The sequence below is a fragment of the Labrys okinawensis genome (assembly GCF_002982075.1).
Taxonomy (GTDB): domain Bacteria; phylum Pseudomonadota; class Alphaproteobacteria; order Rhizobiales; family Labraceae; genus Labrys; species Labrys okinawensis_A.
Genome location: NZ_PUEJ01000002.1, coordinates 720777 through 736571, shown reverse-complemented (window position 1 = coordinate 736571; position 15795 = coordinate 720777). Strand labels below are relative to the sequence as shown.

Here is a 15795-nt window from a genome sequence, read left to right as displayed (position 1 = left end):
TGTCGGACTGGAGCAAACAGAGCGGTCCCGGCGCGTCGGCGTCCCCTAGAGCCCCAGGCTTCCCCCTGGCTCGAATCGGTACCGCTCTCCCGCACCGGAACGAGAGAGCCTTCTTCCATGCCCGATATTCTTGCCGTTTTGTCGGAAGCCATTTCTGTCTCCTCCCTGGTCGCCCTCGGCCAGGTCATCCTGATCGACCTCGTCCTGGCCGGCGACAACGCCATCGTCATCGGTCTTGCCGCTGCCGGCCTTCCCAAGGAGCAGCGCACCCGGGCCATCCTGATCGGCATCGCCGCCGCCACCGTGCTGCGCGTGATCTTCGCAGCCATCACCACCCAGCTGCTCGCCATCGTAGGGCTTCTGCTCGCCGGCGGCATCCTGCTCTTGTGGGTGTGCTGGAAGATGTGGCGCGAACTGAGCACCAGCCATAGCGAGGAAACCGCCGCCCAGCACGCTCTCGACGGCGAGGGGGAGAGCGGCAACGGCTCGAGCAGCGGCACTTCGCGCAAGACCTTCGCCCAGGCGGCCTGGCAGATCGTGATCGCCGACGTCTCGATGTCGCTCGACAACGTCCTGGCCGTCGCCGGCGCGGCACGCGACCATTTGTGGGTGCTGATCTTCGGCCTGATCGTCTCGATCGCCCTGATGGGTATCGCGGCGAGCCTGATCGCCCGCCTGCTCAACCGCTATCGCTGGATCGCCTATATCGGCCTGCTCGCCATTCTCTATGTCGCGGGCGACATGATCTATCGCGGTGCCAAGGAAGTCTGGCCCCTGATGTTCTGAGGCCGCCAGCGCGGAGCCTCATCAAGGCCGGCAGCGATGCCGGCCTTTTTCATGTCTTGGCGCCCGTTGCTGCCTCGGATGATGGGCGTCCCTCAGAAATCGATGCGGGCTTCATTGCATCCTGCAGCAAGCCCGCCCTCCCTTGGCCTGGCAATAGCGCCCCTGATAAGGGCACCGAGGGGCGATTCCGGTGCCCGAAGCGGCAGCGCCCCGGCTGTTTGCCTCGCCCAATTTTCTGAGGTACGTTCCCGAAAGATCGGGACAGGTGGAACGATGGCGCGGGCAACGGTGCACGATCTGGCGCGTGCGGCAGGCGTGAGCCTCGCCACCATCGACCGCGTGCTCAATCGCCGCGGCGGCGTGCGGCCGGCAACGATCGAAAAGGTCGAACAGGCCATGGCCCGGCTCAATTATCGCCGCGACATGGCCGCCGCCATGCTGGCCAAGCAGCAGGAATATCGCTTCGTCTTTCTCGTCCCGATCGGCGTCAACACCTTCATGCGCAACCTGGCGAACGAGGCCACGCGGCTCTCCGATCTCAATGCGGCCGACCGGATCAGCATACGCGTCGTCGAGATCCCGCCCTTCGATGACGAGAAACTCGCCGCGATCCTCAACGGGCTCGACGGCAGCGATACCTCGGGCGTGGCCGTGGTGGCCACCGAAAACGCCCAGGTGCGCCAGGCCATCGACCGGCTGGCCGAACGCGGCATACCGGTGGTGACGCTGGTATCCGACGTGCCCGCCTCGCGGCGCGCCCATTTCGTCGGCATCGACAACAGCGCCGCCGGGCGTACCGCCGGCTCGCTGATGGGGCGGTTCCTGCGCGGGCGTTCGGGCCGCATCGCCGTGCTCGCCGGTTCGATGCTGCTGCGCGACCATGTCGAGCGCCATTTCGGCTTCGAACGCGTGCTGCGCACCGAATATCCGGACCTCGTCACCCTGCCGGTGATCGAAGGCCGCGACAATGGGGCCATCGTCGAGGACGTACTCGGCGCCCTGCTCGACCGCCACCCCGATATCATCGGCCTCTACAGCCTCGGCGGCGGCAATCGCGGCGTGATCGCCGCTTTGAACAAGCGCCATGCCGGCGGCCGCATCTGCGTGATCGCGCATGAGCTGACCGCCCATTGCCGCGAGGCCCTGATCGACGGCACCTTCGATGCCATCCTCAACCAGGATCCCGGCCACGAAGCACGCAGCGCCATGCGCGTGCTGCGCGCCCTCACCGACGGCCAGCCCATCGACCAGGGCCAGGAACGCATCCGCATCGACATCTATCTCAGGGACAACCTGCCCTGAGGCCGGTTACACCGCCTGCGCGAACACCATCATGAAGTTGACGTCGGTGTCGCGGCTGAGGCGCCATTCGTCGAGCAGGGGATTGTAGATCACGCCGGAGAGGTCGAGCTCGGCGAGGCCTTCCGGCGTCACCGCACCCCCGATCTCCGCCGGCGTGACGAACTTGTTCCAGTCATGCGTTCCCGATGGCACCCAGCCCAGCACCTTCTCGGCGGCGACGATGGCCAGCGCATAGGCCTTCATGGTGCGGTTGATGGTGGCGACGAAGAGGAGGCCGCCGGGCTTCACCATAGCGGCGCATGTCTTCAGGAAGGCGGCGGGCTCGGTGACATGTTCGACGATCTCCATCGCCAGCACCACGTCGAAGCGCTCCCCGGCCGCTTCGAGGTTCTCGGCGGGCAGGACGCGATAATCGATGGTGAGGCCCGAGCGGGCGGCATGGGCCCGGGCCATCTCGACATTGGTCGCGGCCATGTCGATGCCGACCACCTCGCCCCCGAGCTTGGCCAACGGCTCGCTGAGCAGTCCGGCACCGCAGCCTATATCGGCAAGCCGGAGGCCTTTCAGGCCGTCGAGGGCGATGGGCGAACGGCCGAAATGCCCGGCGATCTGATCCCTGACATAGCGCAGGCGCACGGGGTTTAAGCGGTGCAGCGCCCGCATGGTGCCGCGCGGGTTCCACCAATCGGCCGCCATCGCCTCGAAGCGTTCGATCTCCTTTGGATCGACCGACGAACCCGTGCCTGCTGCGCTCATTGCCTGTGTCCTGGCTGCGTCCTGGAAAAGTACGTTCCGGCGGAAACGCCCGTTTTCTCCAGCCCCTGTTGCGATGCCTCTTGCGATTCTTGCCGATTCCGTCAAATCGCAAATCGCAAAAATTGCGTGGTACGGCGGAGAAACTACCATTTTCAGCGGCCTGTGTGGCGCCGATCTGCCCTAAAGGCAACCCCGTTAACAATGCGCCGTTCTCTTTCTCGATATTGTCATCGCAATTTGGCAATTTCCGTCGCGCCTGGACTTTGAGCGGCCTTAATTTCGGCTATGGTCACGGAGGCCTGTCGACCGGGCAAGGTCGGCCTTCCCAGGGCGAGAAATTCTCGTTCTGGGAAGGCCGGCACGGTATTCGGCCGATTTGGAATCTCCGGCCCGTCGACAAGCGGGTCCGGCAATTCCACAGAGCGCCGCATGCAGACGGCGCAGCAAGAAGGGATGAACGAGATGGCGTGGCGCGACGACGAAGCCCGGGCGGCCCTGATCCACAAGGCGGCAAGGAGCCTTCAGCCAGGCAAGACCCCTCCCACTTTCGCCGAGGTGCTCTTCGGCCGAACCACGCTCGAAGATCTCGCCACCCATGACGCCGCCTCGCTCGCCTTCCTGGCCGAGCAGGCCTGGGATCACGTGCAGCGCCGCACGCCCGGCCATGCCGATATTCGCGTCGTCAATCCCGACATGCCCGATGGCCGTGAAATTTCGGTCATCGAGATCCTCAACGACAACATGCCCTTCCTGTTCGATTCCACCATGGCCGAGCTTTCGGAGCGGGGAATCGAGGCTCAATTGGTGGCTCATCCCATCATCGCGCTGGAGCGCGACGCCCAGGGCAAGCTCGTGCAATTCTTCGGCGACGCCGTGCCGGAAGGCAGCAAGGGCGTGCGCGAGAGTCTCATCCACATCCATATAGCCCGCATCGATTCGGACGCCGACAGGCAGGGCCTAATCGACGGGCTGACGCTGGTGTTCAACGACGTCAGGGCCTGCGTGACGGACTGGCGCGCCATGCGCGACAGGGTGGAGCAGGCGATCGAATCCTTCCGTACCAATCCCCCGCCCCTGCCTGTCGACGAGATCGCCGAGGCCAACCAGCTCCTGCAATGGATCTGCTCGGACAACTTCACCTTCCTGGGCCTGCGCGAATATCGCTTCTCCACCGATAGCGACGCCTCCGACGAGGTCAGCGAAGGCGAGGGCCTCGGCATCCTCCGGGATCCCGAAGTCAAGATCCTGCGCCGCGGCAACGAACTGGTGGTGATGACGCCGGAAATCCGCGAATTCATGCGCGAGCCGACGATCCTGATCGTCACCAAGGCGAATGTGAACAGCCGCGTCCACCGGCGCGTGCGCATGGATTATATCGGCGTCAAGCTCTACACGCCGGACGGCCAGGTCGAGGGCGAATTGCGCGTGGTCGGCCTGTTCACCTCGGCGGCCTATACGCGCTCGGTGCGCCAGATCCCCTATGTCCGCCACAAGGTCGCCCAGGTGCTTCAGCGCGCCGGGTTCGATCCGCAGAGCCATTCGGGCAAGGCGATCCTGCATATTCTCGAGGAATATCCGCGCGACGAACTGGTGCAGGTCGATTCCGAGACGCTCTACAACTTCGCCATGGAGATCCTGCTGCTCTATGAGCGCCCTCGCCTGCGCGCGCTGGTGAGGGCCGACAAGTTCGACCGTTTCGTCTCCATCCTCGTCTTCATTCCGCGCGAGAAATACGACACCGACGTGCGCATCGGCATCGGCAATTATCTGGCCAACGCCTATAAGGGCCGCCTGTCGGCGTCCTATGCGGCTTTCCCCGAAGGGCCGCTGGCGCGCGTGCATTACATCATCGGCCGCTACGAGGGGGATACGCCCTTCATCGAGCGTTCGGTGCTGGAAGCCGGCATCAATGCCATCGCCACCAATTGGGGCGACAAGCTCAGGGCGGCGCTGGCCGGCACCACCGACGGCATGCGGGCCCGCCTGCTCGGCAACCGCTATGCCAATGCCTTTACCGGCGGCTATCCCGAGACCTTCTCCACCGCCCAGGCGATCGCCGATATCGGCGTGATCGAGAAGCTGACGCCCGCCCGCCCCGTGGCGATCCTGGCCTATCGCCTGGAGGAGGACGACACGCCCTCGCGCTGCGGCCTCAAGGTCTTCTCGCAGGGCGCGCCGATGTCGCTGTCCTATCGCGTGCCGGTGATCGAGAACCACGGCCTGCGCGTGGTCGACGAGCGCACCTACGAGATCACCCCCACCGCCAAGCCGGCACCGGCGCCAGTCTGGCTCCACGACATGACGGTGGAGACCAGCGACGGCCAGCCCATCCCGCCCGGCATCGACTTCCAGCACCGCCTCGAGGCCTCGATCATGGCGGTGGTCGGCGACTATGCCGAATCCGACGGCTACAACGCCCTCGTCCTGCGCACCTCGCTGGGCTGGCGCGAAATTTCGGCGATTCGAGCCCTGTCGCGCTATCTGCGTCAGATCCGCGCGCCCTTCAGCCAGGACTATATGTGGGAAACGGCGCGCAAGAACCCGCAGATCACCGCCAGCATCGTGGCCCTGTTCCGCGCCCGCCACGACCCGCGGCTGACGGCCACAGATGCCGAACGCGCCGCCCATGAAGCCGAGATCGTGGGCGAGATCGAAGAGCAGCTGCAATCGGTCTCCTCGCTCGACGAAGACCGCATCCTGCGCCGCTTCACCAATCTGGTGCAGGCGATCGTGCGCACCAACCTCTGGCAGGTCGGCCCGGACGGCCAGCCCCGACCGGTGATCAGCTTCAAGTTCGAATGCCGCAAGGTCGAGGGCCTGCCCGCTCCCAAGCCTCTCTACGAGATCTTCGTCTATTCGCCGCGGGTGGAGGGCATCCATCTGCGCTTCGGCAAGGTGGCGCGCGGCGGCCTGCGCTGGTCGGACCGCCCCCAGGATTTCCGCACCGAGATTCTGGGTCTTGTCAAAGCACAACAGGTCAAGAATGCGGTGATCGTGCCTGTCGGCGCCAAGGGCGGCTTCGTGCCCAAGCGCCTGCCGCCGCCGGCCAATCGCGACGCCTGGCTGGCCGAGGGAACGGAAGCCTATCGCATCTTCATCCGCTCGCTGCTCGAACTCACCGACAATCTCGACGGCGACAACATCGTGCCGCCGGACAACACGGTGCGCCATGACGGCGACGACCCCTATCTGGTGGTCGCGGCCGACAAGGGCACCGCCACCTTCTCCGATACGGCCAACGCCATCTCCATCGAGAAGCATCACTGGCTGGGCGACGCCTTCGCTTCCGGCGGCAGCCAGGGCTATGACCACAAGAAGATGGGCATCACCGCCCGCGGCGCCTGGGAGGCGGTGAAGCGGCATTTCCGCGAGCTCGGCACCGACATCCAGGTCGATCCTTTCACCGCCGTCGGTGTCGGCGACATGTCGGGCGACGTCTTCGGCAATGGCATGCTGCTGTCGCCGGCCACCAAGCTGGTCGCCGCCTTCGACCATCGCGACATCTTCATCGATCCCTCGCCCGATCCGGTCAGCAGCCATGCCGAGCGGCTGCGCATGTTCAACCTGCCGCGTTCGAGCTGGCAGGATTACGACAAGACGCTGATCTCCAGGGGCGGCGGCGTGTTCTCGCGTTCGCTGAAGGCCATTCCGCTTTCGGCGGAAATGCGGGCGCTGCTCGATCTCGACAAGGCCGAGGCGACGCCCACCGAGGTGATGACGGCAATCCTAAAGGCCCGTGCCGATCTCCTGTGGTTCGGGGGCATCGGCACCTATATACGCGCCTCCAGCGAGACGGACGACCAGGTCGGCGACCGCGCCAACGACGCCATCCGCATCACCGGCGCCGATGTCAGGGCCCGGGTGATCGGCGAGGGCGCCAATCTCGGCGCCACCCAGCGCGGCCGTATCGAAGCGGCGCAGAAGGGCATCAAGCTCAACACCGACGCGATCGACAATTCCGCCGGCGTGAATACCTCCGACGTCGAGGTGAACATCAAGATCGCCTTGGCCCGGCCGGAGCGCGACCAGCGCCTCACGCAGGCCGATCGCAACGTCCTGCTGGCGGCGATGACCGACGAGGTCGGCTCGCTGGTGCTGCGCAACAATTATCTGCAGACGCTGGCGCTCTCCCTCTCCGAACGCAAGGGCGTGGCCGAGACCGGCTTCCTCACCCGCCTGATGCAGTCGCTCGAACAGCGCGGCCTGCTCGACCGTGCCGTCGAGTTCCTGCCCGACGACGTCGCCATCGCCGAGCGCACCCGCCGCGGCCAGGCCCTGACACGGCCGGAGCTCGCCGTGCTGCTCGCCTATGCCAAGCTGACGCTCTATGACGACCTGCTGGTCACCAGCGTGCCGGATGATCCCTATCTTGCCCGCGAGCTCACGGTGTATTTCCCGCCCGAGGTGCAGAACCGGTTCCCCGACGCCGTCGAGAACCACCGGCTGCGGCGCGAGATCATCGCCACCAATCTCGCCAACGGCATCATCAACCGCGGCGGCCCGGCCTGCGTGGTGCGCCTCAGCGACGAGACCGATGCCGACGTCACCGCCATCGCCATGGCGTTCGCCGCCGTGGATGAATCCTATGGCCTGCGCTATCTCTACGATGCCATCGATGCCCTCGACAATCGCATCGACGGGCAGCTCCAGCTCAGCCTTTACGGCTTCCTGCAGGACCTGCTGCTCTCGCGCGTGGTCTGGTTCGTGCGCAACGTCGACTTCTCGCCCGGGTTGGAGGCGGTGATCGCCCGCTTCGGCGCCGGTGTCCACGAAATCGCCATCGGGCTCGATACCACCCTGCCGGAGGCGATGCAGGCGGCCCGCCTCAAGCGCACCCGCGAGCTGATCGAGGGCGGCGTGCCCGAGGACCTCGCCGGCCGGATGGCCAATCTCGATCCGCTGGTCTCGGCGCCCGACATCGTGCTGGTGGCGGGTCGCACCGGCCGGGCCATCGGCGACACCGCGGCCACCTTCTATGCCGCGGAAGCCAATTTCCAGCTCGATCGGGTCGTGGCAGCGGCCCGCGCCGTGCCCGCCAACGATTATTTCGAGCGCCTGGCCATCGACCGGGCCATCGAGCAGATCGCGGCCGCCGAGCGGCGCCTGGTCGCCGACATGCTGGCGACCGGCCTATCCGGCCAGGCGGCGACGGAGGCCTGGCTCGAGGCCCATCCGGAAGCCGCGCGCATCCGTCGCTCGGTGGAGGAAATCGCTGCTGGAGGACTCACCCTGGCCAAGCTCACCGTGGCGGCCAACATGCTGGGCGATCTCGTCAGGGACTGACGAGATCGCGGATGGCGGCCGGCTGGCACTTCGATGTTGCCGACTGGCCACTCGGCAGGCCCCGGTTCGGCTCCTTCTTGAGGCGGCCGCTATCAGGCAGGCGTTTCCTCGGCGCTTCGCGGCGGCCAGTCGGCCGCCGCGGCCGAAGAAGGCATGCGTGGCGCGATGTCGTGGCGTCCCCACACGAACAGCGCCAGCGCCACCAACGCCACGCTGCCATGAACCCAATAGGCTAAACCATAGCCGCCCAAATCGGTGAGCCAGCCGGCGATGACATTGCTCAACGAGGCCCCGATACCCTGCACGGTCATGACGGCGGCAAGCCCGACATTGAAGCGGCCGCTACCAGAGAGAATGCGCTCGGCGGCGATGGGCGTGACAATACCGATCAGGCCGGCTCCCACGCCATCCAGAATTTGCACGGGGAAGATGAAGGCAAAGGACGAGAAGGTCCCCGCGATCGCGCCGCGGATCGGCAAGGCTGCCAGGGCAACGACGAATATGGCGGCAAGGCCGAACCGTCCGATCAGCCAGGGCGCCATCAGCGCCATGCCGATCATCGACAGCTGGGAAACGCCCGTCGTGATCGCGGTGGTCCTGAAAGGAGTGCCGAGCTGAATGGAGAAAGCCTGGGCGATCAGGCGGCTGATGGGAGCGTTGCCAAAATGAAAGATCATCAGCACCAGGCTGAGCAAGATCAGCCCCTTGCTGCCGGCCAGCACTGAAAATCCGGAAGGGACCTCCGCTTCCTCGTGGTGCACCAGCCCGCGTGCAACTTGATGGTCGATCAATTTCGGCTCGATGGCGAGCGTCGCCGCAATCGTGGCAAGGGCGGCAAACAGCATGAGCCCTACCACGCCGTGGAGGCCGAACAGGAGCGTTCCCGCATAGATCGCCGCCAGGGAGGCAACATTCCCCGTGTGGTTCCAGAATTCGTTTCGGGATACCTGGCGGGAAAAGCGCGCTTCGCCGACAAGCCCAAGCGTCAGGCCCATGAGCGCGGGACCGATGACAGCGCCGACGATGGCCGTTGCGGACTGTCCCCCGAAGACGGAAAGGCCATTGGGGCTCGCCAGTGTCCACAGAGCCATCATCGTCACAAAGGTGACGGGCAGGATGATCAGTGTCCGCTTGTAGGGCGAGGCATCGACGAGTGCGCCGAACACAGGCGTGGTCAGCATTGCCAGCACACCCCCGATCGTCGCTATCACGCCAAGCGTGAACGGCTCCCAGCCACGGGTTGCAAGGAAACCGTCGAGAAAGGGCCCCAAGCCATCGCGGGCATCGGCAAGGAAGAAGTTCAAGATCGACAGGGCGATGAGGGAGCGACGAAACTCGGAGGGTGGAGAGGACGTCACGAATGCTCCCGCGATCAGGTCTTTTCAACGACACGCCATGCCGAGCACCCGGCGGGCATGACGCGGCGATTTCCGCGAGCGCGTTTTGCGATTTGACGGAATCACCTCGAATCGCAAAGACGCGTCGAACCTAAGATTGAGAGCAAATAAGCGTCACGCTTAAACGCGTTTTGCTCTAGCCCCCTCGATGTTCAGCACATATACGATCGAAGAGGCGGGTGAAATGCAATCGCTTTCGTGCGCCCCCGGAGCCCCCACACAGTCCCCATGGTCTTTCAAGTTTCTGCCCCGATTCTCAGCCTTTCCGTTGCAACCCTGACGGCGTTGACGTTGCTGATCCGCCCCTTCAGGTGGCCAGAGGCGGTCTGGGCCGTCCTGGCGGCAGTGCTGCTGACCGGCGCAGGCGCCATCCCCCTGCTCGACGCGTGGGCGGGCATCGCCAAGGGCCTGGACGTCTATCTGTTCTTGATCGGCATGATGCTGATCGCCGAGTTGGCACGACAGGAAGGCCTGTTCGATTGGCTGGCCCTGATAGCCACCAACCATGCGAAAGGCTCCCCGTTCAAGCTGTTCACCCTGACCTATCTGGTCGGCGTTCTGGTGACGATCTTCATGTCGAACGACGCAACCGCCGTCGTTCTGACCCCTGCCGTTTATGCCGCCTGCCGAGCGGCCAAGGTCAAGGATCCGCTCCCCTATCTCCTGATCTGCGCATTCACGGCAAACGCAGCCAGCTTTGTGCTGCCGATCTCCAATCCTGCCAATCTGGTGATATTCAGCGGAGGCCATATGCCCGCTCTCGCCGATTGGCTGTCGACCTTCGCACTTCCTTCAGCGCTTGCCATTGCAATCACCTTTGCCGCGCTTTTGTGGAACCAGCGCTCGGCGTTGACGGCCGAAACGCTGGCTACTCGGGTGCCGGGCACAAGCCTTTCCCTCACCGGAAAGGTGGCGGGACTGGGGCTGACAGTGACGGCCATCGGCCTGATCACCGCCTCGGCGCTCCACCTCGATCTGGGTTGGCCCACCTTCGCCGGCGGGATTCTCACCCTGTCGATCGTATCGATCATCAAGCGCCAATTCCCCACGCAAGCGCTCGAAGACATTTCGTGGAGCGTCATTCCACTGGTGGCGGGCTTGTTCGTGGTGGTCGAAGCGCTCGGGACGAGCGGCCTCCTCGAAATGCTGGCCGACTCCGTCAGCCACCTGACGGGCATGTATCCTCAGCTCGGTGCACCTGCCGCCGGCGTCCTGACCGCCATCGTCGCCAACCTCGTCAACAACCTTCCAGCCGGCCTGGTTGCAGGAAACGTCGTTCAGTCGATCCACGCCTCGCCCGCTCTGTCAGGCTCGATCCTGATTGGAATTGACCTTGGCCCCAACCTGTCGATCACCGGATCGCTGGCCACGATCCTCTGGCTGAACGCTTTGCGGCGGGAGGGCATACATGTTGGTTTCTGGCAGTTCCTGAAGATCGGCACCGTCGTCACGTTCCCGGCGCTTTTGGCCGCAATCGGCATCCTCGCAATCCAGAGTTCTTGAGCCGGTCGGACGTCTCACCGGGCCAGATGATGCAGCACGATGCCGCTCGTCGTGGCGACATTGAGGGAATCGAAGCCGCCCCTCATGTCGATGCGGATGGTGCGCAGCCGCTTCAGGATGCGCTCGGGCAGGCCCGGTCCCTCGGCGCCGAACAGCACGGCCTGCCGGCCTGCCGGCTCGATCTCGGCAAGGCGCTCCCGCCCTGCGGGGCTGGTGGCCAGCACCTCGAAACCGGCGGCGAGCAAGGCATCGCAGAGGTCGCCGATGTCGCCGCCCTGCGCGAAGGGCGTCACCAGGGCCGCGCCGGCGGAGACGCGGATCGCCTTGCGGTAGAGCGGATCGCAGGAGGCGCCGTCAATCAGCACGCCGTCGAGGCCGAAGGCAGCAGCGTTGCGGAAGATACCGCCCATATTGTCGTGGTTGGCGATGGCCGAAAGGCCGATGAACAGGGCGTTTGCCGGTGCGGCGGCGAGCAGCTCGCCGGGCGTGCTCGCCTCGCCCCGCACTCCCATGGCCAGGATGCCGCGATGCATGGGAAAGCCGGCAATGCCGTCGAGAACACCGCGCGAGGCCCGGTAGACCGGAATTCCGGACGGTACCTTGGCGATGAGGTCGGCGAGCGGCTCCACCCTGTTCTCGGCGATCAGGAGGGATTCGATGGCGAAACGCCCTGATAGCAGCGCCGTGCGCAGCACCACCTCCCCCTCGATGACGAAGCGCCCGCCCCGGCCCTTGAGGTCACGCTCGCGGATGTCGCGATACGGCTCGATGCGTGGATCGAAGGGGTCATCGATGGGCAGAAGCATGGAAATCTCAAATCGAGCCTAGGAAACATCACGGCTGGGACCGCGGACATCCCGTCCGCTCTTGGAACCATCACGCTCGCAGGAAAAGCCGAGCGGACGGGACGTCCGCGGTCCCAGCCATGGCGTCATAGTCGGATAGGCGCATCCTGCTGATGAAAAGCAAGCCCGAATGTCCTACATAGCGGGCATGACCACGCCCTTCCTGTTCGATCCCCAAGCGCTCGCCCTGCACCGCCGGCGCGCCGCGGCCGCTCCCGCCGACTTCCTGCTGCGCCACGTCGCCGAGGACATGGCCGACCGTCTTGCCGTGATACTGCGTCCGTTCGAACGGGCGGCGGAGATCGGCCCGCTCTCGCCTGTGCTGGCGCAGGCGGTGCGCCCGCGCCTCGCCGCCGATTGGCAGGACGTCGCCATCGGCGACGAGGTGCTGCCTCTTCAGCCCGAAAGCATCGATCTTGCGCTGTCTGCCCTCGCCTTGCAGTTCGTCAACGACCTGCCGGGCATGCTGAGCCAGATCCGCCGCGCCCTCAGGCCGGACGGACTGCTGCTGGCCGCCCTGATCGGCGGCTCCACGCTCACGGAGTTGCGGGCTGCCTTTTCCGAGGCCGAACTGGAAACGGAAGGAGGCGTCTCGCCCCGCGTGGCCCCCTTCGCCGATGTGCGCGACATGGGGGGCCTCCTGCAGCGGGCCGGCTTCGCCCTGCCCGTCGCCGACAGCGACGTTCTCACCGTGCGCTATGACAACGCCTTCGCCCTGATGGCCGATCTGAGGGCGATGGGGGCCGCCAACATGCTGGTCCAGCGCCGCAAGGCCTTCACCCGACGCGCCACCATGCTGCGCATGGCCGAGATCTATGGTGAGCGCTTCTCCGACCCGGACGGGCGCATCCGCGCCACCTTCGAGATCATCTGGATCTCCGGCTGGGCTCCTGCTGCCGGCCAGCAGAAGCCGCTGAAACCGGGTTCGGCCAAGACCCGGCTGGCGGATGCCCTGGGCGTCAAGGAATATGGCGAGAAGGATGTCTGATCGCCCCGGCCGCCCGGGATCGACCTACCGCGCCGGGATCATGTCGATCAGCATCGGGATCAGCGGTTCATCGGCGGGCGGCATGGGATAGTCGCGCAGCTTCTTCGGCAGCACCCATTTCACCGCCTGGCCCTCGCGCCCGTGCGGCGTGCCTTTCCAGCGCCGGCAGATCCATAGCGGCATCAGCAGCGTGAAATCCTCGTAGCCGTGGCTGGCGAAGGTGAGCGGCGCCAGGCATTCCTCCTTCACCTCGATGCCGAGTTCCTCGTGCAGCTCGCGGATGAGGGTCTCCTCGGGCCGTTCGCCGGGCTCGAGCTTGCCGCCCGGAAACTCCCAGAGCCCCGCCAGGGCCTTGCCTTCGGGGCGTTGCGAGATCAGCACGCGCCCGTCGGCATCGACGAGCGCGCAGGCGGCGACGAGAAGCAGGCGTTTGGTCACGAGCGGTAATCGCCGTTGATGGCGACATATTCCTTGGTGAGGTCGCAGGTATAGACCCGGTCGCTCGCATCGCCGAGCCCGATATCGACGGCGATGGTGATCGCCTGCCCCTTCATATAGGCAGAGACCGCGGCCTCGTCATAGGACGGGTCGCGCTCGCCGTCGACGGCCACGCGGATGTCGCCGAACCAGATGGCGAGCCGGTCGCGGTCGGCCTCCTCGCCGGCCTTGCCGACGGCCATCACCACGCGGCCCCAATTGGCATCCTCGCCGGCCACAGCCGTCTTGACCAGGGGCGAATTGGCGATCGACAGGCCGATGCGCCGGGCCGCCTTCTTGGAGGTGGCGCCGCGCACCTCGACGGTGACGAATTTGCGCGCGCCTTCGCCGTCCCGCGCCACCTGCTGGGCGAGATCGAGCAGCACGCTGTCGAGCGCCCTGGCGAAATCGGCCAAGCGCGGATCGGCCGCATCAGTCACCGGCGCGCCGCCGGCCTTGCCGGTGGCGAACAGCAGGAGCGTGTCGGAAGTGGAGGTATCGGAGTCGACGGTGACCGCGTTGAAGCTGTCGACGACGCCCCTGGAAAGCAGGTCCTGCAATATGTTTCCGGCGATCGGCGCATCGGTGAAGACGAAGGAGAGCATGGTCGCCATGTCGGGCGCGATCATGCCGGCGCCCTTGGCGATCCCGTTGATCGTCACCGGCACGCCGCCGAAATCGACGGTGGCGGTCGCCCCCTTCGGGAAGGTATCGGTGGTCATGATGGCCCGGCCGGCATCCTCGAAGGCACCGGGCGAGACGCGGCCGGCGGTCTCGGCCAAGACGCCCCGGAACTTGCCGGCGTCGAGCGGCTCGCCGATCACGCCGGTCGAGGCGAGATAGACTTCGCTGGGCCGGCAGCCGGCCGCCTCGGCGGCGAGTTCCGCCGTAAGGGCCACGGCCTCGGCGCCCTTCTTGCCGGTGAAGGCATTGGCATTGCCGGAATTGACCACCAGGGCCCGGGCGCTGCCATCCTTGAGTGCCGCGCGGCACCAGTCGACCGGCGCCGAGGGGCATTTGGAGCGGGTGAAAACGCCCGCCGCCTGCGTGCCCTCGTCCATCAGGACGAGCAGCACGTCGGTGCGGCCCTTGTAGCGGATACCGGCTTCGGCCGTTGCCATCCGGACACCCGCCACCGGCGGCAAGTCGGGAAAACGAGCGGGAGCGAGCGGGGACAGCGGAGCAGCCTTGGCCATGGGTTCCTCAATGGGATGCGCCGATCTCCTCAGTTCCATCGATCCATCGATGGAATGGGATCGGCACAATCGGTGAAGTCAGTGCCGGTCTGGAGGCCGGCACACCGGATCTTACTGGGCGGGAGCCGCCGGGGCGGGCGTGGCCGGCGCGGGGCTGGTCTGCGCCGGATCATCCGTACCGGGAAGCTGCATGCCGCCATCCGCGGGATCGGCCGGCGCCGGAGGCGGCTGCACGATCTTGGCGGCGGCGCGCAGCTTGGCGAAGACTTCCTGCTGCGTCTTCTGGGTCAGGTAGTCCGAGATCTGCTGCTTGACGCGATCGAGGGCCGGCGGAGCCTGCGGGCGGCGCTCTTCGAGCTTGATGATGTGATAGCCGAACTGGCTTTTCACCGGCTGGGAGACCTCGCCGGGCTTCATGCCGAAGGCGGCCTCGGCGAATTCCTTTACCATGCGGTCCTTGGTGAACCAGCCCAGATCCCCGCCCTGCTCGGCCGAGCCGGGATCCTTGGAGACTTCCTTGGCGACCTTGGCGAAATCCTCGCCCGCCTTCAGCCGGGCTTCGACCTTCTTGGCGTCGTCCTCGCTCGCCACCAGGATGTGGCGGGCATGCACTTCGTCCTGGGCGGGGATCAGCTTGACCTGCTCGTCATAGGCCTTCTTGATCGCGTCCTCGGTCACGGCCTCCTTGACGGCCTTGGCGACGAGAGCGTCGATCAGGATGCGCTGGCGGTAGAAGGCGAGCTTCTTCTGCACCTCGGCTTCATCAAGCACCTTCTGCTGCTCGGCCGCATTGGCGGCCACGCGCAGATTGATGGCGGCGTTGATGATGATGTCCTGCCGTTTGGCCGGCGAGAGCTGCGGCGACAGGCTCGGCCCGATCTCCTGCTCCACGGCGTTGAGATCGTCCTGGGTGATGGGCTGTCCGTCCACGCTGATGGTCGGGGTCGCCTGCGCCGCGGGCGTAGCAGGTGCCGGCTGGGCTGCCGGAGCCGGAGTGGCGGCGGGCTTCGCCGCGTCTTCAGCGTTGGAAGGCGCGGCAGCGAAGGCCAGGAAGGCAACGCTGGCGAGCAGGGTCGCGGCTGGACGCGCGCGGCGAAGTGACATCATGGGCAGGTTCCTCGAGAGCGGGGGCGGACCCGGAAGCGGTCAGGCTCCGGACGGACGCTGTTTCGGCAACAGGCCCGCATTGCTCCTGATCCCGGGACGAACGCCTTCGCAGCGCTGATAGGACAGGAGAAAAGCAAGGTCAATGTCGCCGAATA

Annotated in this window: 11 protein-coding genes; 5 read left to right on the top strand and 6 right to left on the bottom strand. The window is 65.9% G+C overall.

All coding sequences use genetic code 11. The features are described from left to right. Positions 1 to 117: 117 nt before the first annotated feature. Both C5L14_RS06950 and C5L14_RS06945 read left to right on the top strand, forming a co-directional pair. Positions 118 to 786, top strand: coding sequence for a TerC family protein (locus tag C5L14_RS06950; protein WP_428832603.1), 669 nt, complete (start codon positions 118 to 120; stop codon positions 784 to 786). Positions 787 to 1059: 273 nt separating this feature from the next. Then, the gene (locus C5L14_RS06945) at positions 1060 to 2088 is read left to right on the top strand and encodes a LacI family DNA-binding transcriptional regulator (protein ID WP_105861285.1); all 1029 of its coding nucleotides are present in this window, start codon (positions 1060 to 1062) and stop codon (positions 2086 to 2088) included. Positions 2089 to 2094: 6 nt separating this feature from the next. Here the strand turns inward: C5L14_RS06945 and ubiG are convergent, their stop codons facing one another. Next, positions 2095 to 2844, bottom strand: a complete 750-nt coding sequence (gene ubiG, locus C5L14_RS06940; RefSeq protein ID WP_105861284.1) for a bifunctional 2-polyprenyl-6-hydroxyphenol methylase/3-demethylubiquinol 3-O-methyltransferase UbiG — start codon at positions 2842 to 2844, stop codon at positions 2095 to 2097. 462 nt (positions 2845 to 3306) lie between these two features. Between ubiG and C5L14_RS06935 the strand changes: the two genes are divergently transcribed. Beyond that, positions 3307 to 8127 carry an NAD-glutamate dehydrogenase gene (locus C5L14_RS06935; RefSeq protein ID WP_428832609.1) on the top strand — a complete coding sequence of 1607 codons (4821 nt, stop codon included), beginning with the start codon at positions 3307 to 3309 and terminating at the stop codon, positions 8125 to 8127. A 92-nt stretch (positions 8128 to 8219) separates the two neighbouring features. Here C5L14_RS06935 and C5L14_RS06930 read toward each other — a convergent pair whose 3' ends face one another. Next, positions 8220 to 9485: an MFS transporter gene (locus C5L14_RS06930; RefSeq protein WP_105861282.1), complete on the bottom strand. Its 1266-nt coding sequence runs from the start codon at positions 9483 to 9485 to the stop codon at positions 8220 to 8222. 267 nt (positions 9486 to 9752) lie between these two features. Here C5L14_RS06930 and C5L14_RS06925 point away from each other — a divergent pair, with 267 nt between their 5' ends. Beyond that, the gene (locus tag C5L14_RS06925; RefSeq protein ID WP_105861281.1) at positions 9753 to 11027 is read left to right on the top strand and encodes an arsenic transporter; all 1275 of its coding nucleotides are present in this window, start codon (positions 9753 to 9755) and stop codon (positions 11025 to 11027) included. A gap of 14 nt (positions 11028 to 11041) precedes the next feature. Here the strand turns inward: C5L14_RS06925 and C5L14_RS06920 are convergent, their stop codons facing one another. Further along, positions 11042 to 11833, bottom strand: a complete 792-nt coding sequence (locus tag C5L14_RS06920; protein ID WP_105861280.1) for a TrmH family RNA methyltransferase — start codon at positions 11831 to 11833, stop codon at positions 11042 to 11044. 169 nt (positions 11834 to 12002) lie between these two features. Here C5L14_RS06920 and C5L14_RS06915 point away from each other — a divergent pair, with 169 nt between their 5' ends. Then, positions 12003 to 12860 (top strand): methyltransferase domain-containing protein, encoded by an 858-nt coding sequence (locus C5L14_RS06915; protein WP_105861279.1) that lies wholly within the window; start codon positions 12003 to 12005, stop codon positions 12858 to 12860. Between the two features lie 24 nt (positions 12861 to 12884). Here C5L14_RS06915 and mutT read toward each other — a convergent pair whose 3' ends face one another. The 3 genes from mutT to C5L14_RS06900 all read right to left on the bottom strand — a co-directional run bounded on the left by mutT (position 12885) and on the right by C5L14_RS06900 (position 15640). Beyond that, complete coding sequence (mutT, locus tag C5L14_RS06910) at positions 12885 to 13298, bottom strand: 8-oxo-dGTP diphosphatase MutT (protein WP_105861278.1); 414 nt, start codon at positions 13296 to 13298, stop codon at positions 12885 to 12887. Continuing rightward, entirely contained in the window at positions 13295 to 14533 is a 1239-nt protein-coding gene (gene argJ / locus C5L14_RS06905) for a bifunctional glutamate N-acetyltransferase/amino-acid acetyltransferase ArgJ (protein ID WP_105861277.1), read from the bottom strand. The genes mutT and argJ overlap by 4 nt, the downstream gene beginning before the upstream one ends. A gap of 111 nt (positions 14534 to 14644) precedes the next feature. Then, on the bottom strand, positions 14645 to 15640 hold the full coding sequence (locus C5L14_RS06900) for a peptidylprolyl isomerase (RefSeq protein ID WP_105861276.1): 996 nt from the start codon (positions 15638 to 15640) through the stop codon (positions 14645 to 14647). Between the last annotated feature and the right edge of the window lie 155 nt (positions 15641 to 15795).